Source organism: Kordiimonas lipolytica (assembly GCF_042651265.1).
Taxonomy (GTDB): Bacteria; Pseudomonadota; Alphaproteobacteria; order Sphingomonadales; family Kordiimonadaceae; genus Kordiimonas; species Kordiimonas lipolytica.
Map to the genome: position 1 here is coordinate 1 of NZ_JBHSCR010000005.1, position 26,435 is coordinate 26,435.

Consider the following 26,435-nt stretch of genomic DNA (forward strand, 5'->3'; position numbering starts at 1 on the left):
AACGTCGTCTTACCATGGTCAACGTGACCAATAGTACCGATGTTGCAGTGCGGCTTATTACGTTCAAACTTTTCTTTAGCCATTGCCCGTCTACCTTTGCAAGCAATCACGCCTTTGTTCACACTCAGGCGAGCTTTCCATTTAACCCCGTGACACCCACCCGGGAAGTCACATGATGATGTCGCCCGAGAGGGACTTAATTGGAGCGGGTGAAGGGAATCGAACCCTCGTCGTAAGCTTGGAAGGCTTCTGCTCTACCATTGAGCTACACCCGCACAAGCCAGCGGCTCCTCTCGAACACGACAAGCCTTCCCGCGCGCAGCACCCGGAGGCGCTTTGTACAAGGAAGGATAAGTGGTGGAGGGGACAGGATTCGAACCTGTGAAGCCGAAGCGTCAGATTTACAGTCTGATGGGTTTGACCGCTCCCCAACCCCTCCACGTATATTCTAGTCCGCCAGCGATACTCGGGACAAAATCCCACTCCGAACTGGCGTCGCGGTGAGGGGCAATATGCGCATATAAATTCGCATGTCAACAGCAACTTCGGAACAATTCGTATTTTTTTGTTAGGTCTTTATAATTCCCTCACTTTAGCATAAGTGACACGCAACAATCTCCACGTTTCCGGCGGGTAATTCACCTGCCGCCCATGTCAGGAAGCACACAGGCGATGGCCAAGAAAGACTTTAAAAAGAATCCGGACCGCCGGACACCCAAAGGCAAGACACGACACACGAGCGGGCAGCGGACAGAGCATCAGGGCCCGCGCCCCCACGGCGAAGGCCGGCCAAGGCAATCAGGCCCCGCGCTGACACCAAAACACAAGAACGGTTTTTTCCTTTTCGGTCGCCATGCGGTCGAAGAAGCGCTCAGGAACCAGAAGCGCGAATGTATTCGCCTTGTTGGCACGCCAAAGGCTGTTCAGGCATCGGGCTTGGCAGCGATACGTCCGAACCTGCATGTGGACATAATAGAAGACGATAGCGTGCTCAGGAGTGCGGTCCCGGCCGATTCCCCGCATCAGGGGATTCTGTTGGAAGTGCGCCCCCTGCCCGGCCTGGACCTTCTGGACCTGGAGCCCACCGCTGGCGAGAAGAACATCATCCTGATGCTTGATCAGGTCACTGACCCGCATAATGTGGGGGCCTGCCTGCGTTCTGCCGCCGCGCTTGGTGCGCGTGCCCTGATAACCCAGGACCGAAACAGCCCCGGTGAATCCGGTGTGCTCGCGCGCGCTGCCGCCGGCGGGCTGGAGACCTTGCCCTGGGTCCGCGCCGCCAATCTGGCGCAGGCGCTAGAGGCCCTGAAGGACATGGGCTACTGGCATGTGGGACTGGACGGGCATACAGACACGGAGATCGGCAATATATCCATGGGCGACAATGTCGTCATTGTCATGGGATCAGAGGGCAAAGGCCTGAGACCGCTGGTACGCAAACATTGCGACGCCATTGCCAAAATCCCTATGACAGGTAAGGTGGAAAGCCTGAATGTATCCAATGCAGCCGCCATCGCGCTCTATGAAATGGGGAAAGCATGACCACTGCCGCAGAAATTATTGAGAAGCTGAACCTCTCGCCTCACCCTGAAGGCGGTTACTATCGCCGCACCTATTGCCACGACCGAAGGGTGGATGGGCGCGCCTATGCGTCTTCCATCTATTATCTGATCGAACAAAAGAGCTTCGCCTTGTGGCACAGGGTGGACGCAGACGAGCTATGGTTCTGGCACGGCGGCGCCCCGGCGATTATAGAGATGGGCGCAAATACGGTTGCAGACGAAAGCCACACAATGGGCATGGACGTCGTTGCAGGGCACAAGCCGCAACTGGTTATCCCCGGCAATACCTGGCAGCGCATTCGCAGCACCGGCGACTGGACGCTGTTTTCGAGCGTCGTCAGCCCCGAGTTTACCTTCGAGACACTCGACCTGCATATCGAAAGCCGCCCGGCAGACAAGTAAAGCCGCAAGACAGGAAACAGTGTGACAAGCGCACAGGACATTATCAACGAGCTTGGGCTGAAGCCCCACCCCGAAGGCGGCTATTTCCGCCGCACCTACAGGAATGCTGCAAACGGCGACAAGCGGGGCCACTGCTCCGCCATCTATTATCTGCTGGACCAACAGGACTTTGCCCTTTGGCACCGAATAGACGCAGATGAACTTTGGTGCTGGCACGCCGGGGCCCCTTTGACGCTCGAGATCGGCCGCGACAAAAACACCGCGCAACCCCAGACCCTTGGCACCGACATACTGGCTGGCGAACGGCCGCAAATCCTGGTGCCAGCGGACCACTGGCAACGGGCGCGCAGCAATGGCGGCTGGTCGCTCGTGAGCTGCATCGTTGCGCCAGAGTTCATGTTCGAGACCCTGGAACTGCCGGACGGCACCATCAGCTCCACCGAATAAGCCCCCACATTCAAGAACACCGTCGCAGTTATTCAGGGTTTAACTGTGGGTCGATTTCGCCTAGGGTGTGATCCGATCAGGATTGGGGATTTTCCTGAAAATAAGAATAACCAGACGTGAGCCTTACGGGCCTGACGCTTGAAGGGGAGTTGTATGTTGAACCAAGAAACACAAGAGAAAAACAGCCGCGACCTGTCGCAGCAATTCGAAACGTCGGTGCTGGCGGCCATTGACCGGCTGGGCGGCACCGCAGACGAGCTGGAGAGCGCTGCGGCCACCATGAATGGCGCCACGCAGGAAACCGTGGACGGCATGCAGCATGCGGAACAAAAAGCACGCCATGCCGGCTCAAGTGTCAACGCGGTCGCGGGTGCGACCGAAGAAATCTCGGCTTCTGTCGGCAATGTCAGCGAACAGATGGGCCGCGCCGCAGAAGTGACAGCAAAGGCGCTTGAGGAGGCCAATGACGCTTCCCGCCTGATTGCCACGCTGAACGAATCCGGCAAGAAGATCAGCGAAGTGATCAAACTGATCAACGACATCGCAAGCCAGACAAACCTGCTGGCGCTTAACGCCACCATTGAGGCCGCGCGTGCGGGCGAAGCAGGCAAGGGCTTCGCCGTTGTGGCGTCCGAGGTGAAGGCGCTGGCAACCCAGACAGCCCGGGCAACGGATGAGATCAGCCAACAGATCAACGAGCTTCAGGGCGCAACCACGGATGCCGTTTCCGCATTCGAGAAAATCAGCGGCCGCATCAAGGAAGTGGACGAGATCGCGGGCGAAGTTTCCGGCACCGTCAGCCAGCAGGCTGCCGCAGCGCAGGAAATCAGCCACAGCGCCGCGCAGGCCGCTGAGGCAACAAGCGGTGTGATTAGCGATTTTGACCATATGGGGGACGCCACATCACGGACGCAGGGTGCCGCCAGTGCGGTAACCGAGAAGGTCTCAAGCCTGCAACAGCAAGGTGCCGACCTGCGCGCCAGCGTACAGGACTTCATGAAGCACTTGCATCAGGGCTAATTGGTTGAAGGACGCTGCAGACTGAAAGGCCGTCCAGATTGGGCGGCCTTTTGTTTGCGTGATCTCTAAAAATTTACACAAGTTATTGTAAAAAGGTCTTTTTTCGTAAACAAGCCCTTAAACGTATATAAGACACAATGAGTCGCATGAGGTGGCGGAGCCAACCGGAATGTACTCATTGGCAGATGAGACTTTTCCAATACCGCCGAATTGAAGCCAGGTGTGTTGGCAGCGCACCTTTGCGACAACAGGTGACCTATGTCTGACGAAGCGGTTCTGGACACAACCCTTCCTATACTCGATAGCATTTCCATCAAGGACCCCATCGTTGACCGGGGCGAAGGCGACAACAGTGTAACGGTGTTGCTGGCCGCCTCTGATGCCGACAGCGAAGTGGCGTCCATCCGCGTGACGGTGACAGACCCGGAGGGCGGCACAATGGTAAAAATGCTGGGCGCCGCATCCGGCGAACTGACGTTTACGATCGCCGACGACAAGCCCGAGGGCGAATATAAGGTCACGGAAGTGGTGGTAACCGACACCGCAGGCAACGCCCGCACCTATGATGGCGCTGACCTATCAAGCCTGTTTGAAGTGGCCGTAACGGTGGTGAATGCCGAAGAGGATATAACCCCGCCTGAACTCGAAGACCTGACGATCCTTGATCCCGTCGTGAACATTTCAGACGGTGACCAGTCAGCCACTGTCAGACTGACGTTGTCGGACGACTTATCCGGCGTATCCGCTGCAACCCTATACATTTACAATGATGATGGCTTAAAATTGAATGTTCAGGGCCATTTGCGCACCGAATCTGGAACAATAACTTTGAATTTTCCGGACACTTTCCCAAGCGGCACATACTATTTTCGCTTGGATTTGTTCGACAAGACAGGCAATTCGAAGAATCTCTTTTCCGAAGATTTACAGGCACTGGGATTTACAAGCTCTGTAGAAGTAATCAACACCGCAAGTGATGGTACCCCTCCAGACCTAGTTGCTTTCGAAATTCAAGACCCCTTGGTCGATTGGTCGACCGGGGACACGCAAGTTACCATCAACTATGCTGTCGAAGACGCTTTATCAGACATTGAGATGATCTGGATATACATCCGAACAGAAGAAGGGCAGATTGTTACCGGTCGCAATTCTAACGCCAGTGAGGGCTCCCTAACACTCGATCTTCCTGGAAACGTGGAAAACGGTGACTATCGCGTCACCCTCTCGGTTACAGACACGGCAGGAAACACAAGAGCCTATTCCGCTGAAAGCCTAGAAAACCTTGGATTCAATTCAACCGTAACCATCATCGGCTCTGACCCTGATACAGAGAGCCCGTACCTGGTCCATCTTGCCATTGAAGATCCTGTTATTGATTTCTCAACCGGGGACAGAGATGTAACCTTGGGCGTGGAACTGGGAGATGACAAGTCAGGCATCAAATATTTTACTGTGATGCTAATCTCCCCATCGGAACAGATCGTTTCAATGAGTTTCAACGACACGAACAGCGCCACCCACACCTTCACTATTCCGGACTATTATGCCTCAGGTGAATATACGATCCGCATCTATGGCGCAGACAATGCCGGAAATGCATTTAATTTTACAACTAAAGGCCTGTCTTCTTTGGGATTTGCCGCATCCTTTCAAGTCTCTGACGCGGGTGGCGGCAACGACGACGACACCCTGCCCGGAGGCAATGAGGATGATGCAGACGACGGCGATGATGGCGATCATGACAAGGGCCACGGGAATGATGAGGATGGCTTAGACGAAGACAATCCGGGCAATTCAGGCGGCAGCAATGGCGACGACACCGACCATGACGATAACGATAACGATAACGATGACGATGGCGATGGCGATGCCGACAGAGACCATGACGATGACGATGACGATGACGATGACGATGACGACAATGGCCACGGCAACGACGAAGACGGGGTGGATGAAAGCAACCCTGGCAACTCTTCGGGTACCAATCGCCGCCATAAAGGCTCGGACGATGACGACACCATTGAGGGATCAGAAGGCGACGACACCATCACTGGCGGCGACGGCGACGATAACCTCGAAGCAGGCGACGGCGACGACCACATCTGGGCTGGCGCGACCGACACCGGCAATGACCGGCTCGCAGGCGGCCGCGGCAACGATGTGATCGGCGGCGGCAAGGGTAATGATCTCATCGTTGGCGGCAACCGCCGCAAGGGCGAAGATGACGGCGACGACGAAGGCAGTGATATCCTCTATGGCGGTGACGGCGACGACACACTGATCGGCGGGGCTTGGGACGACAGCTCCGGCGACGGCACCTTCAGCCTTGGCGAAGAGGCATCCGATGAGCTTGCGGCCAACAGCCTTTGGGGTGGAGACGGTGACGACCTGATCATCGGCGCGGACGGCGCGGACACCGTGGGCGGCGGCGACGGCAGCGACCGGGTGAACGCCGGCGGCGGTAACGACAAGGTCTATGGTGGCCGTGGCAGCGAGGGCGGCAGCGATGACGTGATCGATGGCGGCGATGGAGACGACATGATTTTCGCGTCCGACGGCAACGACTTTGTTCTGGGCGGCGACGGCGATGATGATCTCTATAGCGGCACGGGCAACGACACAGTGGATGGCGGCGATGGCAACGACACCCTTTGGGGCGGTGGCGGTGACGACCTGTTCACGGGTGGGAGCGGCGCCGACGTATTTGCCTTCGGGGCGTCCTCGGGCAACGATACGGTCACCGATTTCAGCGTGACTGAGGATGAACTAAGGCTGACGGCCACAGTGACAGACTTCACCGATGCCGAAAGTGTTGCGGCAGCAGCGACTGAGACAGCCATTGGCGGCAAGGTCGGGCTTTTGATTGACACCGGCGACGGCAACAGTGTGTTCCTCATCGGCCTGACGCTTGAGGACATCGGCTCAATGACGATGCTTCTGGACTGACCCGGTAGCGCAAGTAAGAAAAAGGGCCGCTCCGGGGAGCGGCCCTTTCCTTATCTCAGGTTCTTGGGAGAGTTGAGATGGGTTTCTTTAGATTGCGCGTTTGCGCATCTCGATCGCGCCATAGACGAAGCCGCCTGCAATCACCAGGCCCAGCCAGAATTGGCCGTTTGCGAGCGTGTAAGACAAGGCTTCCCAGGTTTCGCCGAACACAAGGTTCAGAAAGTCACTCGGGCCATCGATATCCACATGCGGGTTGCCATAGCGAACCTGCCAACCACCCATATGGGTGCCGAACCACTCAAGGAAGTTTGTGGTTTCAAACAGGATGGCTTCAACAGCGGCAACAACAGCCGGTGGCAGCACCGCCCACATAAAGGGTAGACGCGAGGCGTAGGAGGACACAAACAGCACCCAGGCCAGCAGCGGCAACGCCCAAAGCGTTGACATGATATAGTGCACAATAAACAGCGACCATGTGCCAAACATCAGGCCCAGCGGCCACATTTCCAGCACCGGTCCGCCCTGAAACAGCACAACAAGGCTGAGGAACAAGGCAATCACTATCTGCGCGGCCACCGCAACACCCAGGAACACCAGCGGCGCAACCACAACGGGCGTTATCAGCTTTGCCAACACTTCCTGCCAATCGGCCACAGGCATGGATTTCCAGAACAGGATCGACCGGTCCCGGCGCTCTTCATAAAGCGCAGACAGAAGCGAGAAGAACACCACGAACGGCAGAGCCACCCAACTGATGCCACCCATCACCCAGTAGCTCAGGGTAATAGCAGCTGGCAGTTCATGCTCGCCCTTGTCACTGTTGGCTGCCATATCGATGGCTTCGCCGAAGTTCCTGATTTCAGGATGACTGTCGAACACACCGTCGAATTCGATGGTGGCCCCAAAACCGATGGTCGATACGATCACCAGGAAGACCGACAAGGCCCCAAGGATCGCCGGCACCCGGATGTAGCCGTTCTTGCCGTCCAGAAGTTCGCGTTTAATGAGGGCTGTGAACGTATTCATTATGCCTCTCCTGTCATGGTCGCCACGAAAATATCCGCAAGGCCCAGGCGGCGCGTTTCGCCCAGTTTGGCCAGCGTTTCGCGGTCAATATTTTTATATACGCACGTGGATTTGCCGAAGGTTGAGCCCTTTGCAATCGGACCAAGCTTCATTGCTTCTTCCTCTTTACCTGGGCTTACCATCACCTCGATGAACTGCTGTGTCAGCTCGTCCATATCGGATTCAAGCACGATATCGCCGTCCTTGATGAACATCACATCAGAGAGGATATGCTCCACCTCTTCCACCTGGTGGGTGGTGATGATAACCGTCCGCTCCTCATCGAAATATTCTTCGAGCAGGCTTTGATAGAACTGCTTGCGGAAGATGATATCAAGCCCCAGCGTCGGCTCGTCCAGAACCAACAGCTTGGCGTCAATGCTCATCACCACCGCCAGATGCACCTGAACGGTCATGCCTTTTGACAGGGCCCGCACCTTGCGCTCAAGCGGCACTTTCGTGCGGCTCAGGAAGTCCATGGCTTTGGCCCGGTTGAACTTGGGGTGAACGGCCTCGACATAGTCAAGGACCTCCACAACCTTCATCCATTTCGGCAAAGTCGCCACATCGGCGATGAAGCAGACATCCTGCATCAGCGCGTCGCGGTCCTTCGATGGATCGAGGCCGAGCACGCTCAGCTCACCATCATAGGACGAAAGGCCGAGTACAGCATTCAGCATAGTAGTTTTGCCCGCGCCGTTCGCGCCGATAACACCCAGAATACGACCGAGCGGCACCTTGAAGTCCACGCTCCGAAGCGCCTGGAAATCGCCAAAGCTTTTGGAAAGGCCTCTTGCTTCAATTACATAGTCTGTCATTTGGCCCTCCTCTAGTGACTGCGGCTGCTTTTGAGCAGCTCTTCTGTATCAAGACCCAGGCGGCGGATGGTGTCCATCACGCGGGGCCATTCTTCATTAATGAAGCGCTCGCGCTCGGCTTCCATCAGCTTGTCGCGTGCACCTTCAACCACGAACATTCCCAGTCCGCGCTTTTTCTCAACCAGTCCGTCCATGACAAGCTCCTGATAGGCTTTTGAGGCAGTGATAGGATTAATTTGCATTTCCACGGCTACATTCCTTACGGAAGGAAGGGCTTCGCCCTCAACGAGGGAGCCCTCCATGATGGCCGTGACCACTTTGTCCTTCAGCTGCCGGTAGATCGGCTGATCGTCCGTCCAATCCGGCGTCATACGTGCTCCCCTTTCTTACGCTGCAGCTGCAAAGAGCTGGATGTGCACGGATTGTGCGGTGCGCTTGAGAACACTCGCCTCGCGCGCCAGTCGGCGGCTGCGGCGATGTTCGCGTTTCAGGTGATGTTGGGATCTCATCGACATTTTTGTTTCTCCTCGCATATCCGGTTTTCCCGGAGTTTGTTGTTATCGTCTTGTTATCGTTATGCTGTCGTCAGTTTTGAGCATTTACCCCTTGGCCTTTTCGGCTCTTGGTGGGGCGGGGGCCGGGTCTTTATATTTTTGTCCGGCCCCCTGCTCGTTTTCCTCGCTGTCGAGATTATCTCTCGCTTCTGTTCTTTGCTGTCGTCACTCGGGCCGGGTGTTTTCACCTCTTGTCCCGTACCGGCGTTCCTCGCTGAGCCTTTTGGCTCTTGTTTTTTGCCCTTGCCTCTTGTGCCGTGCTTGGAGTGGCTTGAGTGTCTGTTTGGGCGTTTTATCGTGCCGGTGTATTAGTTATGTATAACACCATGTCAGACTTGGCAAGAGGCGAGATCACTTTTCTTGCCACAAAACAAACAACCTATTGATTTTATTGGGTTTAATTTTCAGTAGAATTTAGTCAGAGGTGCACTTGAGGTGTATGAGGCGTGTGTTACAGCTGTTATACTTCCCGTAAAAAACCCCTGATTCTGGCACTGTATAAACACCTGCCAACACACCTTTTATCCCGGTCATTTTTTATTGAGCACTCGTTCAAAAATAAACGGCACTGCAAAACTCCTGTCATGTGGATGTGGAAGATTGCCCTGTATTCTAGGCCACATCCGGCCCGACCAGTAACGAGGCAGTTCCATGAAAAATCTACTTACCATTGTCACAATCCTGCTTTTAGGCTGGCTTCCCGCCAGTGCTGAAACGAAAACAGAAACCGTAATCCTGATCACCATCGACGGCCTTCGCTGGCAGGAGGTTTTCACCGGCGTGGATGAAGCCTTCTTCGACCAGGAAGCCTATATTGCCCACAAGAAGCACCATGAGGCATTCAAGGCACAATTCGGCGCGGAAACACCTGAGGCCCGGCGGCAGGCCCTGATGCCTTTCTTTTGGTCGACACTTGTGCGTGAAGGCCAGCTTTATGGCAACCGCAACAAGGGCAGCGTGGGGCGGTTGACCAACCGTTTCCATTTCTCCTACCCCGGCTATTCGGAAATCCTGACGGGCATTGCGGATGACGCGCGTATCACCAGTAACGATAAAATCCTGAACCCGAACCGCACGCTGCCGGAATGGCTGGCCGCCAAGCCGGAGAACGACGGCAAGGTAGAAGCGTTCGGTTCATGGGACGTATTCCCCTACATCCTGAATGAGGAACGCGCAGGCATTCCCGTAAACGCCGGCTTTGAGGATTATCCCGCTAGCGGTGACGAAAAGGTTGCGTTCCTCAACAAACTGCAGGGCGAGGTTCCTAGTCCCTGGGATACCGTGCGTCTGGACGCCTTCACCATGGGCTATGCCCGCGCGGCGCTGAAGCGCGAAAAGATGCGCTTCGTCTATATCGCGCTGGGGGAAACGGACGACTTCGCCCACGACGGCCACTATGATCAATATGCGATGGCCGCCCACCGCACGGACACCGCAATCGCAGAGCTGTGGACCTGGCTGCAATCGGATGACCGATACCGCGGCAAAACCACACTGCTGATCACCACAGACCATGGCCGCGGCAGCGACAGCCTCGACGCATGGCGCCATCACGGTCGCTTCCCCTACACCAAAGAAGATGGCGCAGAAGCCATCAGCGATTTCAAGGGCGACGACGCCATCTGGATGGCCGCTATCGGGCCCGACACACCCGCACTGGGCGAAGTTGAAGGCCGACATGAGGTAACAACCAACCAGATTGCCGCTACTGCCGCCCGTTTCCTGGGATACACCTTCGAGAGCGACCACCCTTCCGTGAAAGCCGGTGCGCCGATCACCAGCATGATGGACACGCCCCTTGAGGCCGCGAGATAAGCTGCAGGACGAAAAAATGGCGGGGCAATTGCCCCGCCAAGCCTGCCACTTGGAAGGTTCAGCCACGCTACCTGAGGGAGGGATGGCTCAAAGGCTCTAGAGCCCCGGAGCCGTCAGGACGGGGAAAGGTGACTGAGCAGCAGAGATTTTTCAAATACAGGTTTGCCATCCGCGTCCCGCGCCTGCAGGACAATCAGCGGATCAGGCACATTCCAGTCAATCTCGATCACGCCGAAATTCACTTTCGTGTACATGCAGCCCGGCAGCCGGTAGGCATTTGGGCTCATGTTATGCCAGGTCTGTGTGAGGCCTGAGGAGGTGAAATCATATAGGGGGTAAGGCGCGTGATCGTCCTGGCGCGAAATTTCAGCCCAGTGAGTATCACCGCTGATGAACAGCACGCCGTTCGCCCGCGTTTTGCCAATCAGGTCAATCATGCGCTGGCGCTCATTCGGGAACAGGCTCCAGGCCTCCCACCCCGGGAAAGTGGAGATGAACTGCAGGCTTGAGCCAATGATACGCAGCTTCGCGGGTTTCCTGAGCTCGCCCTCAAGCCAAGACCACTGCTTTTCCCCAAGCATGGTCGCCCCCGCATCCGTCACCGGCACATAGGGCCCGAGCGCCATCTGGTCGCGCCGTTTGGCTTCAGCCTCACTGACGTGCCTGATCGGCGTACGGTTCCAGCGGAGGTCCAACAGGATCACCTGCACACGCTCATGCGCGGGACCATATTCATAGGAATGGTAGATGCCATCGTCATCCCGGCGACGGGCGCCGCCTTCATCCCCCCAGAATTTCAGGAACAGGTCTTTCGACTGCTCTTTCATGGGGTATTCGCGGCCCGCGTCGTTTTCGCCATAATCATGGTCGTCCCATGTGGCAATCACCGGCGTCTTCCGGCGCAGCTTCGCGAAGCCCTCTTTGGCCGCCAGACGTCGGTATTTATCCGCTAGCAGCGCCATATCGCGTGTATCGCCGTAAATATTATCGCCCAGCATCACGAACAGATCAGGGTCCAGGTCCTGGATTGGCTCCCAGATCGGTTGGGCCTTGTCCTGATGGGCGCATGAGCCAAAAAGAATGCGGGACAGGCGCTTGCCTGCTGCCCCCGTTTTGGCGAAAGCGCCAGCGTCCGGCAGGCCAACCATCAGCGCCGCGCCCGCGGCCCCCATCAGCTTCAGTGTATCGCGTCTAGTGGTCAATTCACTGCTCCGTCGTCATATTCTCAGAAAAAGCGGCAGGCGGCCGGAGCCACCTGCCAGTTGGTTCACCGTAGTGCGCCGTTGGGAATGCTAGAACTTCAAGGTCAGGTTTGCAGTAACCTGACGGTCAGCACCGATGAAGTAAGAACCCGGCGTACCGCCGCCCAGATAGTTCTTATCCAGAAGGTTGGTCACATTCAGGCTCACATCCACCGCCTGAACGCCTGGGATCACACCCTCGTCCAGCGAATAGCCGACCCATGCGTCAACCAGCGTGAAGCTATCCAGCTCTTGCGTGTTGGCGAAATCGCCGAAGCGGCTGCCCACATGTTTGGCAGAGATACCTGCGCGCAGGCCTTCGTTTGCGTAAGAAAGCGTGCCAACCAGCTGGAACTCAGGTGCCAGCGCAACCTTGTTGCCTTCGACAACATCGGCGGTCGTGTCGCTATACTCACTGTTGTTGAGGGTCAGTGAGCTGTAGAAGTTCCAATAGTCAGCGAAATCAGCGGAGATGCTGGCTTCAATACCCTTGGACTTGATGCCGCCTACGTTGAGGTAAGTACCTTCGCCTTCTTCCAGATAATCGATACCGCTGGTGCCGTCGCCCGCAGATACGAAAGTGATGCGGTTGTTGAACTTGATATAGTAACCGGTCAGCGTTGCCCGCAGCCACTCGTTGGAATAACGGATACCGATATCGAAGTTGTCGGCTGTTTCGCCTTGAAGGTCCGGAATATTCGGGTTGGAGGCGCTGGCACGACCTTCAATCACATTGTCCTTGATGGCGGCGAAGTTCTGGCTGAAGCCACCGAAGACTTCCAGGTTGTCTGTGGCGTTATAAACCACACCGGCGGTGATCAGGATGTCAGAATCGCTATCCAGTTCCTGCTGGGCTTCGTTGCCGAAATTATCCTCGCGGGAGAGGTCCACAAAGAATTTCTTGATGCCACCGCGCAGTGTCAGGTCGCCGATCTCGAACGTGTCTTCAGCATAAAGCATGATCGTGTCGGTCTGGAATGTACGGTCATACTGGCGCCAGTATTCAGTTTCATCAAACTCGACACCAGCCAGAATATTGGTGCGTTCGTGCCAGGTGCGGTATTCGTCGCGGGTGTTATCTTCCCACCACAGACCAGCGCGCAGCGTGTTGTTTTCGCCCATGCGGTAAGCCATGTCAGCCGTTACGCCAAAGCGTTGCTTGCCATAGTTAGTGTGGCGGTAGGACCCAACAGGGATCGCTGTCGCATCATAACAAGCCGGGTTGTTGGCTGGCGAGCCGCCGCCATATGGGAAGGTCAGCGTGGCTGTACAGTCAGCATTTGGCGCGAGCGGGTTGCCGCCATTGTCGGTGAAGGTATAGGCACCTGCGATGCTGCCGCCATAGATGGCGCCATTGGACTGCACGTCGCCGCCGGATACGGCCACCAGGTAAGGAGGCGTCCAGTCACCACGGCCCCAATTGTCGTGGAAATATGGTGCTACGGTGAAGTCCAGATTTTCGCCCTTGTATTCAGCTTTGACATAAGCGAACCAGTTTTCCCGCAGCGTGCCCCAGCCCGGACGGTAAACCTGGTCAACATACGGAACACCTGTGACTGTATCGGTCAGGCGGTCCCAATCTGGGTCTTCTTCGAACTGTGCGATGGAAATACGCTGATAGTTGTTTTCCCAGGTATCATCCCAGGAAAGACGGCCCGTGAAGGTCCATTCGTCCTGCTCGGACACGATCTTGGCTGCGAAATGATCGCGCTCGGTGCCGCCTGCGTTACCGATCCATGCGTCGTTCGACTGGGTCGAATAGCTGAAGTAGGCGCTGGTACCCTCAGCGAACTCGCCAGTGTCATAGCGGAAGAAATAACGCTCGGCATTGTTTTCGCCGAAGCTCAGACCCGCCCAGAAACGGCGCTCTTCAAGCGGGTTGCTGGTCTGGAAATCGATGGTGCCGCCAAGGGCTTCGTGGGACGGCGAGGCGATATCAGCCGTACCCTGGGAAACGATGGCACGCGCCAGGTTTTCGCTGTCGATATAACGGTTGGCTTTCGCACCGCCGCCATAGTTGGAATTGCCGTTCGGCAGGCCGTCAATGGTCATGCCGATCTGCTGCTCTGAGAGACTCACGGTAAAGCCACGAACAGAAAGGCTTGTGGACCAATCATCAGACCCGAAGGTGCCGCCTTCAGAAACGAAAATACCTGGCAGGTTGTCGATCACGGACAGAACGCTGGCGGCGTCTGGTTCCTGATCAAGCATAACCGGGTCTGTCGCGTTGTTCGCAAAAGTGGTTTTGCGGGCTGAGACGATGATTTCCTCGAAATCCGATGATGCGTCATAAGCAGCTTCGGTTGCTGCTTCTTCCGCAGTAGCTGCCGCGGATACAGCAAGGATGCTGCATGCGCCGAGCAGTGCGAATTTATTTAATTTGAGTGTCATATTCCTGAGCCTTTGAGTGTTTAAAATTGTTCTCTATTTTTATTGAATGGATGTTCAATAAAAATGTCGCAGGCGTGTTAATGCGCTGAAAGAATTACGCTTTAGTGACACTTTCATGAGAGTTCAGAAAAACTTGGAAAGCCCCATCAAACCCTTGAAATGGCTTGTTGAAGGCGGCATCTACACTCGGATCAATGCGTATTAGAGGTAAGATTTTAGGCAGGTGACCGGTTAAGACCACGCGTGGATATATCGATCAAAACTTGATTCGACTTGTAGGCGAATCTCATCCAGAAGTGGCGCCTTGCTGCTGGTCGCAGACCGGAGCCAAAACCCATCGATCAGGGAGGCAAAAATCTCGGCTCCTGGGGCGACGGCCTCGGGCATGACAAGCGCCTTCAATTCACACCGAAGATTTGAAAGAAGACGCCTGTTATAGATGCGCTGAAGCCGCTTCAATTCCGGTGAAAAAGGAACCTGCGCCCAAAAGGCCAGCCAAGCCCGAACAATCTGAGGTTCATATTGTTCGTCATCGAAATTGGTTGCGACGATGGCGGACAACCGTTCACGCGGCGTTACAGCATTCTGAAGACGATTGAGGAATGCGTCATGCAGTTCAAACAGCACCCGAGCCATCGTAGCTTCAAGAAGAGCCTGCTTGCCACCGAAATAGTGCGAGATGATGCCCACGGACAGACCCGCTTCCTTTGCAATCCGTCCCACGGTGGTATCCGCATAGCCAACACTGGCAATAGTACGAATGGTCGCGTCAATCAGTTGCTGACGCCGAATGGGCTGCATTCCAACCTTAGGCACGTTTGTCCCTTTGCATTATCATGAAGTGTCTTGCTGCCACAGCGCCTATGGCTGGGTCAAATCATTACTGCGCTGAAGGTAATCGCTCGCCTGCAAACCTGTGTGTCAGGCATGTCAGGAACAAAAGCAGGTGCCCTGCGCCCAGCATGATGAAGACGGCATACTGCCCCCACAGTCCCGCCAATACCCCGATAAGAAGCGGCCCCAGAAACGACCCTTTGCCGTTAAGAAGCAACAGTCCGCCACTTGCGGCCAGGCGGTCCTTGTCTTCAAGCCGGTCATGCACAAGCGACACAGACAACGCGTAAAGTGGCAATGAGCATCCACCAAACAGGGTAGCAAAAGCCAGCATGACGGGGAATGAAAGTGGCAGCAGCAGGCAAAATGCACTGACACCTGCCGACAAGGCGCAGGCCATAAAGACCCGCTCTCTTCCGATCACGTCAGAAAGATGCCCCAGGGGATATTGGAAGGCGCCGCCACCAACAATGAAAGCCGCGACAAAAAGGCTGACGTGCCACTCGCTCCAACCAAGGGATTGCGCGAATGCGGCTGTCAGCCCAAACACGGCACCGAAGCTTACGCCAACAACTAAGGTTCCCATAAAGCCGACCCGGCTCGCCGCAAGCACCGCGCCCAAGGGCATTCGCTGGCTATGGTCAAGTTCGGTTGGCGCCTGTTTACCAAAGTGAAGCATGCTGCCGGCGCCCACCACTGCCGCTGCCATCAAGAAGAAGATCGTATCCCCATGCAGCCAGCTTATGCTCATCAGGAGCGGCGCCAGGCCAGCGCCTATAAACCAACACACCATATAAAGGCTGAAAACCCGGGCCCTGCTTTGCGGGCTGGATTCCAGATTGAACCAGCTTTCGACAACCACATAGTGGCAGGCAACAGCTGCACCCGTGACCAACTGCAGTAAACACCAGGCCCAGAACGTATGGAAATAGGCGTACCCACAAAGTGCGACGGAGGCAACCAGCGCCGCCCGCACAAAAAGTGTCACATGGCCCGAATATCTGATCAGCCTGGGAGCCAAAACCGCGCCGCCCAAAAGCCCCGCAAAATAAGCAGCTACAAGATATGCCGCGTGCGTAGCTGCTGCCTCACTAAGCCCTGCGCGGTAAGCCACCACTGTGCCTTGAAGGCTCGCCACCGCCACGAACACAAGAACGGCAGAGAAGACATGTTTCATGTTTCGGATTGACGCCTTGCCCCGCGAATTGACATTGTCTTGCTCTCGGGAAATTCTGCTCATCGACAAGCGCCCTGGTTCCTATGCTGATTGGATTGACTTGGGAACCGCCAACCTCATGGAGCCTCTAGGCCATGAATGTGTATCTTTTTTTTAAATTGAACGAATATTCAATAAAAATCCCCTGTTGGGCTAAAGCGAGCATTTGGTTCACTGCTGCGGCCTAAATGAAAGAGGCGACTGAAACACAGCCGCCCCTCACTTTCCTTAAGCCTTGTTACTCAATGCTTCAGCGTCGCCGTGCTTTCGCCTGACGCTGCCGAACAGACTGTAGAGCACTGGCAATACCACAAGCGTCAGCAGCGTCGAGGAGATGATACCGCCGATCACCACTGTGGCAAGCGGACGCTGAACCTCGCTGCCAATCCCGACATTGAGCGCCATTGGCACGAAACCAAGGCTGGCAACAAGGGCTGTCATCATCACCGGTCGAAGGCGCGCAAGCGCCCCTTCCCTGATGGCCTCGGCAAATGCCTTGCCCTCATCCAACAGGCTACGGATGAAAGACACCATCACCACGCCGTTTAGAACCGCCACCCCCGAAAGCGCGATGAAACCAACGGCCGCAGAAATGGAAAAGGGCATGTCCCTGAGGAACAGGGCCGCCACCCCACCCGTAAGTGCGAGCGGGATACCGCTTGAGACGATAAACACATCCCGCCAACGGCCAAAGAGCGTATAGAGAAGCCCCAGGATCAGGAGAAGCGCCGCCGGGACGACGATACGAAGCCGCTCAGCCGCTGAAATCAGCTGCTCAAACGTGCCGCCGTATGTGACCCAATAGCCAGCTGGCACATCAACGTCACGAGCGATTGTTGCCCGCACTGCTTCCACAAAGCTGCCCAGATCACGGCCCCGCACGTTGGCGGTCACCACCACACGGCGCTTACCGTTTTCGCGGCTGATCTGGTTTGGCCCGATCGCCACTTCGATCACGGCAAGCTCTGAAAGCGGGACGAAAGAGAGGTCACCCTCATCCCCTTGCCGCAGATGATCTGGCAATGGCACAGGCAGGCGACCGATTGCGGCCACATTGTCGCGCAGACCTTCAGGCAGGCGTACCACGATATCGAAACGGCGATCGCCTTCGAATATCTGGCCTGATACCCTGCCGCCCACAGACGTGGAGATCACATCCTGCACGTCAGCAACCGAAAGGCCGTAGCGTGCCAGCGCCTCGCGGTTCGGGATAACGGACAGGATCGGCAGACCGGTTGCCTGCTCCACCTGAATGTCTGCCGCACCGGAAATGGTGCCCATCACGCTTTCGATCTCCTTAGCGGTCGATAGCAGCGTGTCCAGATCATCGCCGAAAACCTTGACGGCCAGGTCCGCCCGAACACCAGAAATCAACTCATTGAAGCGCATCTCGATCGGCTGGGTAAACTCATACTTGTTGCCAGGGAAAGTGACCATCACGGCCTTGATCTCTTCAATCAATTGGGCCTTCGGCTTCTTCTGGTTTGGCCACTCCTTCCTGTCCTTGATCAGGATGAAAGTGTCAGCCACGTTTGGCGGCATCGGGTCTGTCGCTACATCGGCGGTGCCGATTTTGGAAACAACCTTGTCCACCTCCGGGAAGTCGCGCAACCGCTCTTCAAGCGCTAGCTGCATATCGATAGCCTGGCTGAGGCTGGTTCCCGGAATGCGGAGCGCATGCATGGCAATGTCACCCTCATCAAGGCTTGGAATAAACTCCGAGCCCATTTTGGAGGCCACATAACCTGTTGCGCCCAACAGGGCTACAGCCGCCACAACCACGAGAAGGCGCGCCTTCAGCACGAAGTCCAGAAGCGGCCCATAAAGCGATTTGGACGCCCGCACAACCGCGCTTTCCTTTTCCTGCACCTTGCCGGTCACGAAGGTCGCCACCGCCGCTGGAACAAAAGTGATGGAAAGCACAAGCGCGCTCAGGATCGCCATCACCACGGTGAAGGCCATCGGATGGAACATCTTTCCTTCCACGCCGGTAAGCGCAAAGATCGGGATGTAAACCACCGCAATGATGACCACGCCGAAGATGCTGGGTTTGATCACTTCACGCGTTGCATCCGCCGCCAAAGCGTGTCGCTCATCACTTGAAAGCAACCGCCCGAGCTTGTGCTGTTCCTCTGCAAACCGCCTGAGACAGTTTTCAACGATAATCACAGCCCCATCGACAATCAGGCCGAAATCAAGCGCCCCCAGGCTCATCAGGTTTCCGGACACCTTGTTTTCCACCATGCCCGTGATTGTCATAAGCATGGAAAGCGGAATCACCAGTGCGGTAATCAGCGCAGCACGCACGTTACCAAGCATGAAGAGCAGGATCACAATGACCAAAAGCGCCCCTTCGATAAGGTTCTTGGCCACTGTATTGATGGTTTTGTCCACCAGCACCGTGCGGTTATAAGCTGGTTTGATCACGACACCTTCGGGCAGCGTTTCATTGATTTCCGCCACCTTTTCATCAACGGCTTTGGAGACAATGCGGCTGTTCTCGCCGATCAGCATGAAAACAGTGCCCAGCACCACTTCATGCCCGCTTTGTGTGGCGGCGCCGGTCCGGAGCTCCTCTCCCAGGGCCACGTTGGCCACATCCGTCAGCCGGATGGAGACACCATGCCGCTGGGTAATGATGATCTTTTTCAGGTCATCAACCCCGTCAGCCTGCCCTGGCACGCGCACCAGATACTGCTCGCCCGCACGTTCGACATATCCCGCGCCTACGTTGGCGTTATTGCGCTCAAGTGCATCGATGATATCGCTCAGCCCCAACCCGTATGCTGACAATTTGTCAGGCCACGGCGTAACGTGAAACTGCTTCTGGAAGCCGCCGATGGTGTTAACCTCGGTCACCCCCTTCACTGTCACCAATTGTGGCCGCACGACCCAATCATGAATGGTTCTCAGATCCGTGGGTGTATAGGCTTCACCATCCGCGTTCACTGCACCCGGTAAGGCATCGACTGTATACATGTAAATCTCACCCAGGCCCGTGGCGATCGGCCCCGGCTCGGGTTCGACCCCCGGCGGCAACTCGCCCTTCACGATTTGTAATTTTTCGCTGACCAACTGGCGGGCGAGATAGACATCGGTGCCGTCTTCGAACACTACAGTGACCTGCGACAGGCCATAGCGGGAAATCGAGCGGGTATAGTCAAGCTTCGGCAAGCCGGCAAATGCCTGCTCAATCGGGAAGGTGATGCGCTGTTCGGCTTCAATCGGCGAATAGCCGGGCGCTTCTGTATTGATCTGCACCTGCACATTGGTGATGTCAGGCACGGCATCAATCAGGAGCCGCTGGAAGTTGAAGGCGCCGAGCGCCGCGACCGCGAGCACGAGAACGAGGACCGTCCATCGCTTGGCGATCGCAAAAGATATTATTCTGTCTAACATGATATATCCTCTGGACGCCTAGTGGTCGTGGGCAGCGCCGTCTTTTTCGACGTCTGCCTTGATCAGGAAGCTGTTGCCGGTGACATAGTCCTGGCCAGGCTTGATACCGCCAAGCACTTCAACCCACTCAGGTGTCCGTTCGCCAAGCTCAAGCATGCGCACTTCATAGGCCTCGCCTACCTTGGCAAACACCACCGTGAAATCGCGAAAACGCTGAAGCGCCTCTGGCTTTACGGCAAGCGGCACCTCGCGGCGCTCAACAATAGCCTTACCTTTCACTGTCATGCCCGGCATCCAGATCTTATTCGGGTTTGGAAGATGCGCATGCATGATCAGCGTCTGGGTGGCGCTTTCCGCTGTCGGCAGATAGAACTCCAGCTCTGTCTCCCCGCGGCGCTTTCCGTCCACGGAAGAAATCATCACCTTCTGGCCAGGTTTCACCGTGGCAACATCACCCGGATAGACGTGGAAATCGATACGCAGTCGCGTAAGGTCGCCGATCACAAAGAGCGGACGGTCATAAACAACATCGCCTTTCTGTGCCGTGCGGCTTACGATCACACCGTCCATCGGTGCCGTAATATCATAGGGCTGCAGGCTTTCGTTGCTCTCAACGCGGGCGAGCACTTCACCCGCCTTAACCAACTGGCCTTCGGTTTTCCGAACCTCCAGAATCTCACCGGGGAAGCGAGCCCGCAGGGTGGTCTGGGCGTCCGGCGCAAACTCCACACGACCCAGAAGATCAAGTGTGCTTTCAATGATTTGCGGACCCGCGGAGTCCACCGTGATCCCCATCTGGTTCGCCATCGATGCACTGATGGTGGTGCGGCCTTCGTAATTGTCATATGTCCAGCGGTGCGTCCTGCCCTTATATTTGGCCTCAACGGACACATCGAAGGAATGGGGCTCCGTTACCACACCATCGCTGGTGAGATAATCGCCCTCAGCCTCAAAGGGGAAGAAGTTTTCTTCACCGTCCAGACGCCCCAACGTGATGCTTGCTTCAACATTCTGTGGTGAAACCGGCTTGCCGCCCTCATAGGCGAACAGCCGGAACTGCGGCGGCGTGCCCCGTTCATATATGGTTACTTCAATGCCAAAATCGCCATCTGTGAGCAAGCGACCGCCATTTGGGCCCTTGGGCGCTTGGGCTTCGGCGACTTCACCGTGCCCGCCAGTTTCCTGACCCTGATCGGTGGAGGGTTGGCCACACGCAGCCAGCATCAGTGCAGCTGCGGCAAGGGTCGATAGTTTCTTCAAAATATTCAGTGTCATATCAGTATCCTTCGCGGTCTGTTTGGTCGCCCTCATCGCGCGCGAGTGCGGCGGCAGGCGTGACCACGTCTGTGGAATAGGTTGCTGTCAGGCGATTGATATCTGCCTGCGCCAAATGAAAGCGGGTAACCGCGTCAAGCTGCTGTGCCTGGATATCAGCCAGAAGCGATTGGGCTGCGAAGACATCCAGGTAAGATGCCGCTCCCTTAGCCATTCGGTCCATCACAAGCATTTCGGCAGCCTCTGCGGCCTTCAAATTGGCTTCCAATTGCCGGGCCGTCTGGAAAGCCGTCATCTGTTGGGTGTGCGCCATCATCAACTGTCGGGAAAGTTGCCGCTCCACTTCCAACCGTTCGAACCGGCTGCGAGTGACAGCGGCTCGGGCACGGCTGATATTCCCCTTGTTGGTGTCATGGAGCGCAAGCGGAATTGAGACACTCGCCACTGCGGCAACATCGGAGGTCATCTGATGATACCTAAGACCCACGCGAACCGTGGGGTCCTGCACCGCATTGGCTTTCTCTAACCTGAGGGCTGCAGACCGCGCCTCTTCTTTCTTGTACCATACTGCCATATCCGGGCCGTCCAGTACCGCCTCTGCCGTGACCGGGGTCACTGCATCCGGCAAGCTGAGCATGCCTTCCGTTTCCAGTAAAAAATCAATGGCGCTGCCCCCCCAAAGGCCAGCCAGCGCAAGCTTGGCGGCCTCCAATTCGCGCTTGGCCTCCTGCAGCCTGTTCACTGCATTCAGCGTGCGGATACTTGCGTTCTGGGCCGCTAGGTCAGAATCCTTACCCACCTCCACGCGCTTCCGTATCGCGGCTTCGATGTCCCGCAGGATAACAAGCTGTGCTTCAAGGGTGTTCACGCGGGCTTTGGCCGCAACCGCTTCCACATATGCTTTCTCAACCATATGAACCAGATCAAGGCGGCGAACATGCCATTCGGCTTCGCTGATGCCTGCTTCCTCGCGGGCCAGTGAGGTCCTGAGGCTACGCTTGTTGCCACGCTCGATCTGCTGGGCGTAGGTGACGGTCATTTCAGTCCGGTCAAGGCCGGTGAACGGCCCGCTACCTGTGAAATTCTCCACTTCCGCCCCAATCGTGGGGTTTAGTTTTGCACCCATCTGGGTGATTGCCGCGTCCATTTCGGCCATGCGGGCGCGGGCGGCCTCCAGGCTTGGGGATGCGTCAAGAACACGTGCAATCGCAGCGTCCTTGCTTATGGGCGTTTCGGCCAAGGCCGGCGCAAAAACAGATGCGAACCCAGCCAACAAGCCGACAGCAGCACATGCTGCCCTTTTATGTAATGTCATGATGCCTAACTCTCATCAAATACAACAATGGGCGCCAGGAAAGCCCAGCGCAGGTGTCAGAATTTGAAAAGATCAGGCCAAAGGAGGTGGAATGGGCGGACGATATGCTTGAGCACGCGCCTGTTCCTTGGCAGAAAAGCCAAAGCGCGGTGTAAACTGCTGAAGCGCAAGCACCTCAGGCGCATCCGCATCAACAAAGACGTTCAGAAGCGTATGAATGCCGACATGAGCGTAAGACCCGTGCATGGTGTCATGCTCCGCCACTTCAGCGGGCGTGTGGCTGTGGGCGATCCCACTGGCGTGCGCCTTCGCATGCGGTGAAAGTGGTTCGCCCTGTCCAGCATCGAAAACAGCCAAGTCAACAAAACGCAGAAACATCAGCGCAAAAAGCGCTGTTATCGCCACATGTTTTTTGACCAGAGTTGCTGTCATCTGCCTGCCGTTTCCTTATCAAGCGGGCGAATACTATGCCGAAACGCGCCACCATTCAAGCATGATGGCGCGTTTGTGATCGTTGTAGTCCATTGATCTCGGTCACCGCAGCCTCATACAGGACGGCTTTTCCTTAGCCCACGATGGTGGCTTCTGTTTTGGCGCGAACCTCGTCCATGGTGACGTCGGGCGCCAGTTCGACAACCTTCAGGCCGCCTTCCGTTACGTCGAACACGCCAAGGCCGGTGACGATGCGGTCCACAACCTGTGTGCCCGTCAGCGGCAGCGTGCAGGATTTCAGGAGCTTCGGTTCCCCCGCCTTGTTGGTGTGATCCATGATCACCACCACGCGCTGAACGCCAGCCACAAGGTCCATGGCGCCGCCCATGCCCTTGACCATCTTGCCCGGGATCATCCAGTTGGCCAGATCGCCGTTCTCCGCCACTTCCATGGCGCCAAGAATGGAAAGGTTGATATGCCCACCCCGGATCATGCCAAAGCTGTCAGCGCTTGAGAAATAGCTGCTGGTCGGCAGTTCGGTGATCGTTTGCTTGCCAGCGTTAATGAGGTCAGCGTCCACCTCGTCCTCATAAGGGAATGGGCCCATCCCCAGCATGCCGTTCTCGCTCTGCAGCGTGACATGCATGCCTTCGGGGATATAGTTGGCCACCAGCGTCGGAATGCCGATCCCCAGGTTCACATAGAAGCCGTCCTGAAGCTCAAGGGCAGCACGCGCCGCCATCTGGTTCCTGTCCCAAGCCATTAGCCAGCCTCCCTTTCACGAACGGTACGTTGTTCAATCCGCTTTTCAAACGTGCCCTTGATGATGCGCTGCACGAAGATGCCCGGCGTGTGGATGTGATCCGGGTCAATCTCGCCCGGCTCCACCAGTTCCTCAACCTCAACAACCGTCACCTTGCCAGCCGTTGCCATCATCGGGTTGAAGTTGCGGGCTGTCTTGCGGAACACCAGGTTACCTTCGGTGTCTGCCTTCCAGGCCTTCACGATGGACACATCAGCCACAAGGCCGGTTTCCATGATGTATGTCTGGCCATCAAAATCCTTGTGTTCCTTGCCTTCGGCGATCAGCGTGCCAACGCCTGTCTTGGTATAGAAACCCGGAATGCCAGCGCCGCCTGCGCGGATGCGTTCCGCCAGCGTGCCCTGCGGGTTGAACTCAAGCTCAAGCTCGCCGTCCAGATACTGGCGTTCGAACTCCTTGTTCTCGCCAACATAGGAGCTGATCATCTTCTTGATCTGCTTGGCGTCGAGCAAGATGCCAAGGCCAAAGCCGTCCACACCGCAGTTGTTGGAAATAACCGTCAGATCTTTCACGCCTGCCTTGTGTGTGGCAGCGATCAGATTCTCAGGAATACCGCAAAGCCCGAAACCGCCGGCCATCATGGTCATGCCGTCAAACAGCAAGCCATCAAGCGCAGCTTCCGGCGAAGAATAGACCTTATTCATACCTTACTCCAAAATTGCTATTGCGCGGACCAGCCGCCGTCGACCGGCAAGATGGCCCCCGTCACCGAAGCGGCGGCATCCTTGCACAGGAAACCGACCACTTCGCTTACTTCTTCAATCGAAACAAATTTCTTGGTGGGTTGCGCCGCCAGCATGACGTCCTCGATCACCTGTTTCTCGGAAATACCGCGCGCTTTTGCCGTGTCCGTAATTTGGCCACGGACCAGATCGGTCATGACATAGCCCGGGCAAACGGCATTACAGGTGATATTTTCCTGCGCCACTTCAAGCGCCACCGTTTTGGTCAGCCCGGCGATGCCGTGCTTGGCCGCCACATAAGCCGACTTGTAGGGTGAGGCAACGAGCGCATGGGCGGAGGCGAGATTAATGATCCGTCCCCACCTCTTGCGGCGCATCTGCGGCACAGCCGCCCGGATCGTATGAAACGAAGCGCTCAGATTGATCGCGATGATCGCGTCCCATTTTTCCACCGGCATCTCCTCCACCGGGGCCACATGCTGGATGCCCGCGTTATTCACCAGAATGTCGGCGCCGCCGAATGTGCTTTCCATTTCAGCCATCAAGTCGGCCACCGCGGCCGGATCGCTCAGGTCCGCGCCAGAATAGGCTACGGTAACGCCATATTGCTTGCTGAGATCATCCTGGATTGCGGCAATGGCATTCGGGTCGCCGAAACCGCTCAGCATGATATTGGCGCCCTTGCCCGCCAGATGGTTGGCGATACCAAAGCCGATACCACTTGTGGACCCTGTTACCAGTGCGGCCTTTCCTTCAAGCACGATAGTGTTCTCCAAATTTGGGGTATGCGCGTATGCTGCGCCCACCTTCCCTTGATTTCAACCTGCTGCATGGCCGCAAAGCGCGCGCCAACCTGCCATTATCCATTTGTTGTCTGCCCTGCTGCCTCAGCAGGCTGATACCAGTCGCGCGCCAGCGTTCGGCTGGACAAGAAGAATAGAACCGCAGCTACCACATAAAAGCCCGTGCCCGCCAAAATGGAATAGCGCAGCGATTCCTCGCCAAAGTTGCTCTGCAATATGTCTGACAGATAGCCAAGAAGCGCCGTCCCGAGGCCAATACCCAGCAGGTTATTGATGAACAGGAACATGGCCGAGGCCGTCGCGCGCATATTGGCCGGCACCAGATGCTGGATCGCTGTCAGGATCGGGCCAAGCCACGCAAGGCCCAGCGCTGTCGGCACCACAAGAACCAGCATTGCAAACAAAAGGTTCGTGGATAAGATCCCCATCAAGTAGAATGGGATGGTTGCGACAAAAGCGATGGCCGGAATGCGGGCATAAAGCGCCTTGTTGGCCTGCCCATACCGGTCAGCGAGGAAGCCCCCTGCATAGATGCCAATGGAGCCGCCAACAAACAAAAGCGCCCCATAGGAAAGCCCAGCGTCCAGAACCGAGATTTCAAAGGATCGCACTAGGAAGGACGGCAGCCAGAAAAACAGGCCATATCCCATCATGGAAGAACATGCCGCACCCACGGAAAGCCCCCAGAATGTCGGCTTGCCGGCGATTTCACGAAACACATCGACGACACTTGGGGCCTTTTCACCATGCTTGGTGGCAGCGTCAAATTGACCGCGCGGCGGTTCCTTGACCACCAGCTTGAACAGCGGCGCAAGAATGAGCCCCGCGATGCCTACAGCAAAGAAGGCCACGCGCCAGTTGATTTCGGTCGCGATATAGGCGCCTGCGACAATCCCAAGCGCACTGCCGACCGGAATACCGATCGAATAGATGCTGAGCGCCCGGGCGCGCTCATGCTGCGGGTAATAATCTGAAATCAGCGAATAGGCCGGTGCCACACCACCCGCTTCGCCAACGCCGACCCCAAGCCGTGCGGCAAAAAGCTGCCAGAAGTTCTGCGCCAGGCCACAAACGGCCGTCATCAGGCTCCAGACAAAAAGCGCCCCTGTCATGATCCAGGACCTGTTGAACCGGTCTGCCAGCATTGCGACGGGAATCCCAAGCGATGTGTAGAAAAGTGCGAAGGCAAGACCACCCATAAGGCCCAGTTCGGCGTCGCTCAGTCCGAGGTCTGCCTTGATTGGGATCGCTAGGATTCCAACGATTTGCCGGTCAATGAAATTGAAGGTGTAGGCCAGAAGCAACATCGCCATTACCGCAACACGGTTGGTTTTCGGCCCCGTGCTGACACTGCTCTGAACGCCTGGCTGGCGGTTACTCATGACACACTCTCC

22 protein-coding genes, 2 tRNA genes and 1 pseudogene are annotated in these 26,435 nt (G+C 56.4%); 6 read left to right on the top strand and 19 right to left on the bottom strand.

What is annotated here, in order from left to right:
- From ACFO5Q_RS07775 to ACFO5Q_RS07785, 3 genes and pseudogenes are all read right to left on the bottom strand, one after another.
- Positions 1-83: pseudogene (locus tag ACFO5Q_RS07775) on the bottom strand (GTP-binding protein); the annotation flags it as partial.
- A gap of 118 nt (positions 84-201) precedes the next feature.
- A tRNA-Gly gene (locus ACFO5Q_RS07780) sits at positions 202-275 on the bottom strand.
- 80 nt (positions 276-355) lie between these two features.
- Positions 356-439 (bottom strand) — tRNA-Tyr (locus ACFO5Q_RS07785).
- Positions 440-672: 233 nt separating this feature from the next.
- Between ACFO5Q_RS07785 and rlmB the strand changes: the two genes are divergently transcribed.
- The 5 genes from rlmB (at position 673) to ACFO5Q_RS07810 (ending at position 6,377) form a co-directional block, all read left to right on the top strand.
- Entirely contained in the window at positions 673-1,542 is an 870-nt protein-coding gene (rlmB, locus tag ACFO5Q_RS07790) for a 23S rRNA (guanosine(2251)-2'-O)-methyltransferase RlmB (RefSeq protein WP_082720079.1), read from the top strand.
- Positions 1,539-1,964 carry a cupin domain-containing protein gene (locus ACFO5Q_RS07795; protein ID WP_068152517.1) on the top strand — a complete coding sequence of 142 codons (426 nt, stop codon included), beginning with the start codon at positions 1,539-1,541 and terminating at the stop codon, positions 1,962-1,964. Before rlmB ends, ACFO5Q_RS07795 begins: the two co-directional genes overlap by 4 nt.
- Before the next feature lie 21 nt (positions 1,965-1,985).
- On the top strand, positions 1,986-2,411 hold the full coding sequence (locus ACFO5Q_RS07800) for a cupin domain-containing protein (RefSeq protein WP_068152513.1): 426 nt from the start codon (positions 1,986-1,988) through the stop codon (positions 2,409-2,411).
- A 153-nt stretch (positions 2,412-2,564) separates the two neighbouring features.
- Complete coding sequence (locus ACFO5Q_RS07805; RefSeq protein ID WP_068152509.1) at positions 2,565-3,431, top strand: methyl-accepting chemotaxis protein; 867 nt, start codon at positions 2,565-2,567, stop codon at positions 3,429-3,431.
- A gap of 258 nt (positions 3,432-3,689) precedes the next feature.
- A complete protein-coding gene (locus tag ACFO5Q_RS07810) occupies positions 3,690-6,377 on the top strand; it encodes a calcium-binding protein (RefSeq protein ID WP_068152506.1) in 2,688 nt (895 codons plus the stop codon).
- Positions 6,378-6,464: 87 nt separating this feature from the next.
- Here the strand turns inward: ACFO5Q_RS07810 and ACFO5Q_RS07815 are convergent, their stop codons facing one another.
- The 4 genes from ACFO5Q_RS07815 to ACFO5Q_RS07830 are packed head-to-tail and all read right to left on the bottom strand — an operon-like array spanning position 6,465 to position 8,775.
- Complete coding sequence (locus ACFO5Q_RS07815) at positions 6,465-7,403, bottom strand: hypothetical protein (RefSeq protein ID WP_068152503.1); 939 nt, start codon at positions 7,401-7,403, stop codon at positions 6,465-6,467.
- The gene (locus ACFO5Q_RS07820) at positions 7,403-8,260 is read right to left on the bottom strand and encodes an ABC transporter ATP-binding protein (protein ID WP_068152499.1); all 858 of its coding nucleotides are present in this window, start codon (positions 8,258-8,260) and stop codon (positions 7,403-7,405) included. Before ACFO5Q_RS07820 ends, ACFO5Q_RS07815 begins: the two co-directional genes overlap by 1 nt.
- A gap of 11 nt (positions 8,261-8,271) precedes the next feature.
- Positions 8,272-8,631, bottom strand: a complete 360-nt coding sequence (locus tag ACFO5Q_RS07825; RefSeq protein ID WP_068152497.1) for a GntR family transcriptional regulator — start codon at positions 8,629-8,631, stop codon at positions 8,272-8,274.
- Between the two features lie 15 nt (positions 8,632-8,646).
- Positions 8,647-8,775 carry a hypothetical protein gene (locus ACFO5Q_RS07830; protein WP_269448992.1) on the bottom strand — a complete coding sequence of 43 codons (129 nt, stop codon included), beginning with the start codon at positions 8,773-8,775 and terminating at the stop codon, positions 8,647-8,649.
- 690 nt (positions 8,776-9,465) lie between these two features.
- Between ACFO5Q_RS07830 and ACFO5Q_RS07835 the strand changes: the two genes are divergently transcribed.
- Positions 9,466-10,629 carry an alkaline phosphatase family protein gene (locus ACFO5Q_RS07835; RefSeq protein WP_082720078.1) on the top strand — a complete coding sequence of 388 codons (1,164 nt, stop codon included), beginning with the start codon at positions 9,466-9,468 and terminating at the stop codon, positions 10,627-10,629.
- Positions 10,630-10,742: 113 nt separating this feature from the next.
- On the opposite strand, the gene ACFO5Q_RS07840 is transcribed toward ACFO5Q_RS07835, so the two are convergent.
- The 12 genes from ACFO5Q_RS07840 to ACFO5Q_RS07895 all read right to left on the bottom strand — a co-directional run bounded on the left by ACFO5Q_RS07840 (position 10,743) and on the right by ACFO5Q_RS07895 (position 26,423).
- Entirely contained in the window at positions 10,743-11,831 is a 1,089-nt protein-coding gene (locus ACFO5Q_RS07840; RefSeq protein ID WP_197421305.1) for an alkaline phosphatase D family protein, read from the bottom strand.
- A gap of 90 nt (positions 11,832-11,921) precedes the next feature.
- Entirely contained in the window at positions 11,922-14,261 is a 2,340-nt protein-coding gene (locus tag ACFO5Q_RS07845) for a TonB-dependent receptor domain-containing protein (RefSeq protein ID WP_068152488.1), read from the bottom strand.
- Positions 14,262-14,492: 231 nt separating this feature from the next.
- Positions 14,493-15,077: a choline-binding transcriptional repressor BetI gene (gene betI, locus ACFO5Q_RS07850; protein WP_068152485.1), complete on the bottom strand. Its 585-nt coding sequence runs from the start codon at positions 15,075-15,077 to the stop codon at positions 14,493-14,495.
- 64 nt (positions 15,078-15,141) lie between these two features.
- Positions 15,142-16,335, bottom strand: a complete 1,194-nt coding sequence (locus ACFO5Q_RS07855; RefSeq protein ID WP_068152483.1) for an MFS transporter — start codon at positions 16,333-16,335, stop codon at positions 15,142-15,144.
- Positions 16,336-16,539: 204 nt separating this feature from the next.
- Positions 16,540-19,710, bottom strand: a complete 3,171-nt coding sequence (locus tag ACFO5Q_RS07860; protein WP_068152480.1) for an efflux RND transporter permease subunit — start codon at positions 19,708-19,710, stop codon at positions 16,540-16,542.
- Between the two features lie 18 nt (positions 19,711-19,728).
- A complete protein-coding gene (locus ACFO5Q_RS07865) occupies positions 19,729-20,985 on the bottom strand; it encodes an efflux RND transporter periplasmic adaptor subunit (RefSeq protein ID WP_068152477.1) in 1,257 nt (418 codons plus the stop codon).
- Position 20,986: 1 nt separating this feature from the next.
- On the bottom strand, positions 20,987-22,300 hold the full coding sequence (locus ACFO5Q_RS07870; RefSeq protein WP_082720077.1) for a TolC family protein: 1,314 nt from the start codon (positions 22,298-22,300) through the stop codon (positions 20,987-20,989).
- 72 nt (positions 22,301-22,372) lie between these two features.
- Complete coding sequence (locus ACFO5Q_RS07875; RefSeq protein ID WP_068152470.1) at positions 22,373-22,732, bottom strand: hypothetical protein; 360 nt, start codon at positions 22,730-22,732, stop codon at positions 22,373-22,375.
- 133 nt (positions 22,733-22,865) lie between these two features.
- Positions 22,866-23,495: a CoA transferase subunit B gene (locus tag ACFO5Q_RS07880; protein ID WP_068152467.1), complete on the bottom strand. Its 630-nt coding sequence runs from the start codon at positions 23,493-23,495 to the stop codon at positions 22,866-22,868.
- Complete coding sequence (locus ACFO5Q_RS07885) at positions 23,495-24,199, bottom strand: CoA transferase subunit A (RefSeq protein WP_380084322.1); 705 nt, start codon at positions 24,197-24,199, stop codon at positions 23,495-23,497. Before ACFO5Q_RS07885 ends, ACFO5Q_RS07880 begins: the two co-directional genes overlap by 1 nt.
- Positions 24,200-24,216: 17 nt before the next feature.
- Complete coding sequence (locus tag ACFO5Q_RS07890) at positions 24,217-24,999, bottom strand: 3-hydroxybutyrate dehydrogenase (RefSeq protein ID WP_068152462.1); 783 nt, start codon at positions 24,997-24,999, stop codon at positions 24,217-24,219.
- A 98-nt stretch (positions 25,000-25,097) separates the two neighbouring features.
- Positions 25,098-26,423: a spinster family MFS transporter gene (locus tag ACFO5Q_RS07895; RefSeq protein WP_082720076.1), complete on the bottom strand. Its 1,326-nt coding sequence runs from the start codon at positions 26,421-26,423 to the stop codon at positions 25,098-25,100.
- Positions 26,424-26,435 lie beyond the last annotated feature (12 nt).

Coding starts and splice junctions, on each gene's coding strand:
- rlmB (WP_082720079.1), top strand. CDS start 673: ATGGCCAAGAAAGACTTTAAAAAGAATCCGGACCGCCGGACACCCAAA.
- ACFO5Q_RS07795 (WP_068152517.1), top strand. CDS start 1,539: ATGACCACTGCCGCAGAAATTATTGAGAAGCTGAACCTCTCGCCTCAC.
- ACFO5Q_RS07805 (WP_068152509.1), top strand. CDS start 2,565: ATGTTGAACCAAGAAACACAAGAGAAAAACAGCCGCGACCTGTCGCAG.
- ACFO5Q_RS07810 (WP_068152506.1), top strand. CDS start 3,690: ATGTCTGACGAAGCGGTTCTGGACACAACCCTTCCTATACTCGATAGC.
- ACFO5Q_RS07815 (WP_068152503.1), bottom strand. CDS start 7,403: ATGAATACGTTCACAGCCCTCATTAAACGCGAACTTCTGGACGGCAAG.
- ACFO5Q_RS07820 (WP_068152499.1), bottom strand. CDS start 8,260: ATGACAGACTATGTAATTGAAGCAAGAGGCCTTTCCAAAAGCTTTGGC.
- ACFO5Q_RS07825 (WP_068152497.1), bottom strand. CDS start 8,631: ATGACGCCGGATTGGACGGACGATCAGCCGATCTACCGGCAGCTGAAG.
- ACFO5Q_RS07830 (WP_269448992.1), bottom strand. CDS start 8,775: ATGTCGATGAGATCCCAACATCACCTGAAACGCGAACATCGCCGCAGC.
- ACFO5Q_RS07835 (WP_082720078.1), top strand. CDS start 9,466: ATGAAAAATCTACTTACCATTGTCACAATCCTGCTTTTAGGCTGGCTT.
- ACFO5Q_RS07845 (WP_068152488.1), bottom strand. CDS start 14,261: ATGACACTCAAATTAAATAAATTCGCACTGCTCGGCGCATGCAGCATC.
- ACFO5Q_RS07855 (WP_068152483.1), bottom strand. CDS start 16,335: ATGAGCAGAATTTCCCGAGAGCAAGACAATGTCAATTCGCGGGGCAAG.
- ACFO5Q_RS07860 (WP_068152480.1), bottom strand. CDS start 19,710: ATGTTAGACAGAATAATATCTTTTGCGATCGCCAAGCGATGGACGGTC.
- ACFO5Q_RS07865 (WP_068152477.1), bottom strand. CDS start 20,985: ATGACACTGAATATTTTGAAGAAACTATCGACCCTTGCCGCAGCTGCA.
- ACFO5Q_RS07870 (WP_082720077.1), bottom strand. CDS start 22,300: ATGACATTACATAAAAGGGCAGCATGTGCTGCTGTCGGCTTGTTGGCT.
- ACFO5Q_RS07875 (WP_068152470.1), bottom strand. CDS start 22,732: ATGACAGCAACTCTGGTCAAAAAACATGTGGCGATAACAGCGCTTTTT.
- ACFO5Q_RS07880 (WP_068152467.1), bottom strand. CDS start 23,495: ATGGCTTGGGACAGGAACCAGATGGCGGCGCGTGCTGCCCTTGAGCTT.
- ACFO5Q_RS07885 (WP_380084322.1), bottom strand. CDS start 24,199: ATGAATAAGGTCTATTCTTCGCCGGAAGCTGCGCTTGATGGCTTGCTG.
- ACFO5Q_RS07895 (WP_082720076.1), bottom strand. CDS start 26,423: ATGAGTAACCGCCAGCCAGGCGTTCAGAGCAGTGTCAGCACGGGGCCG.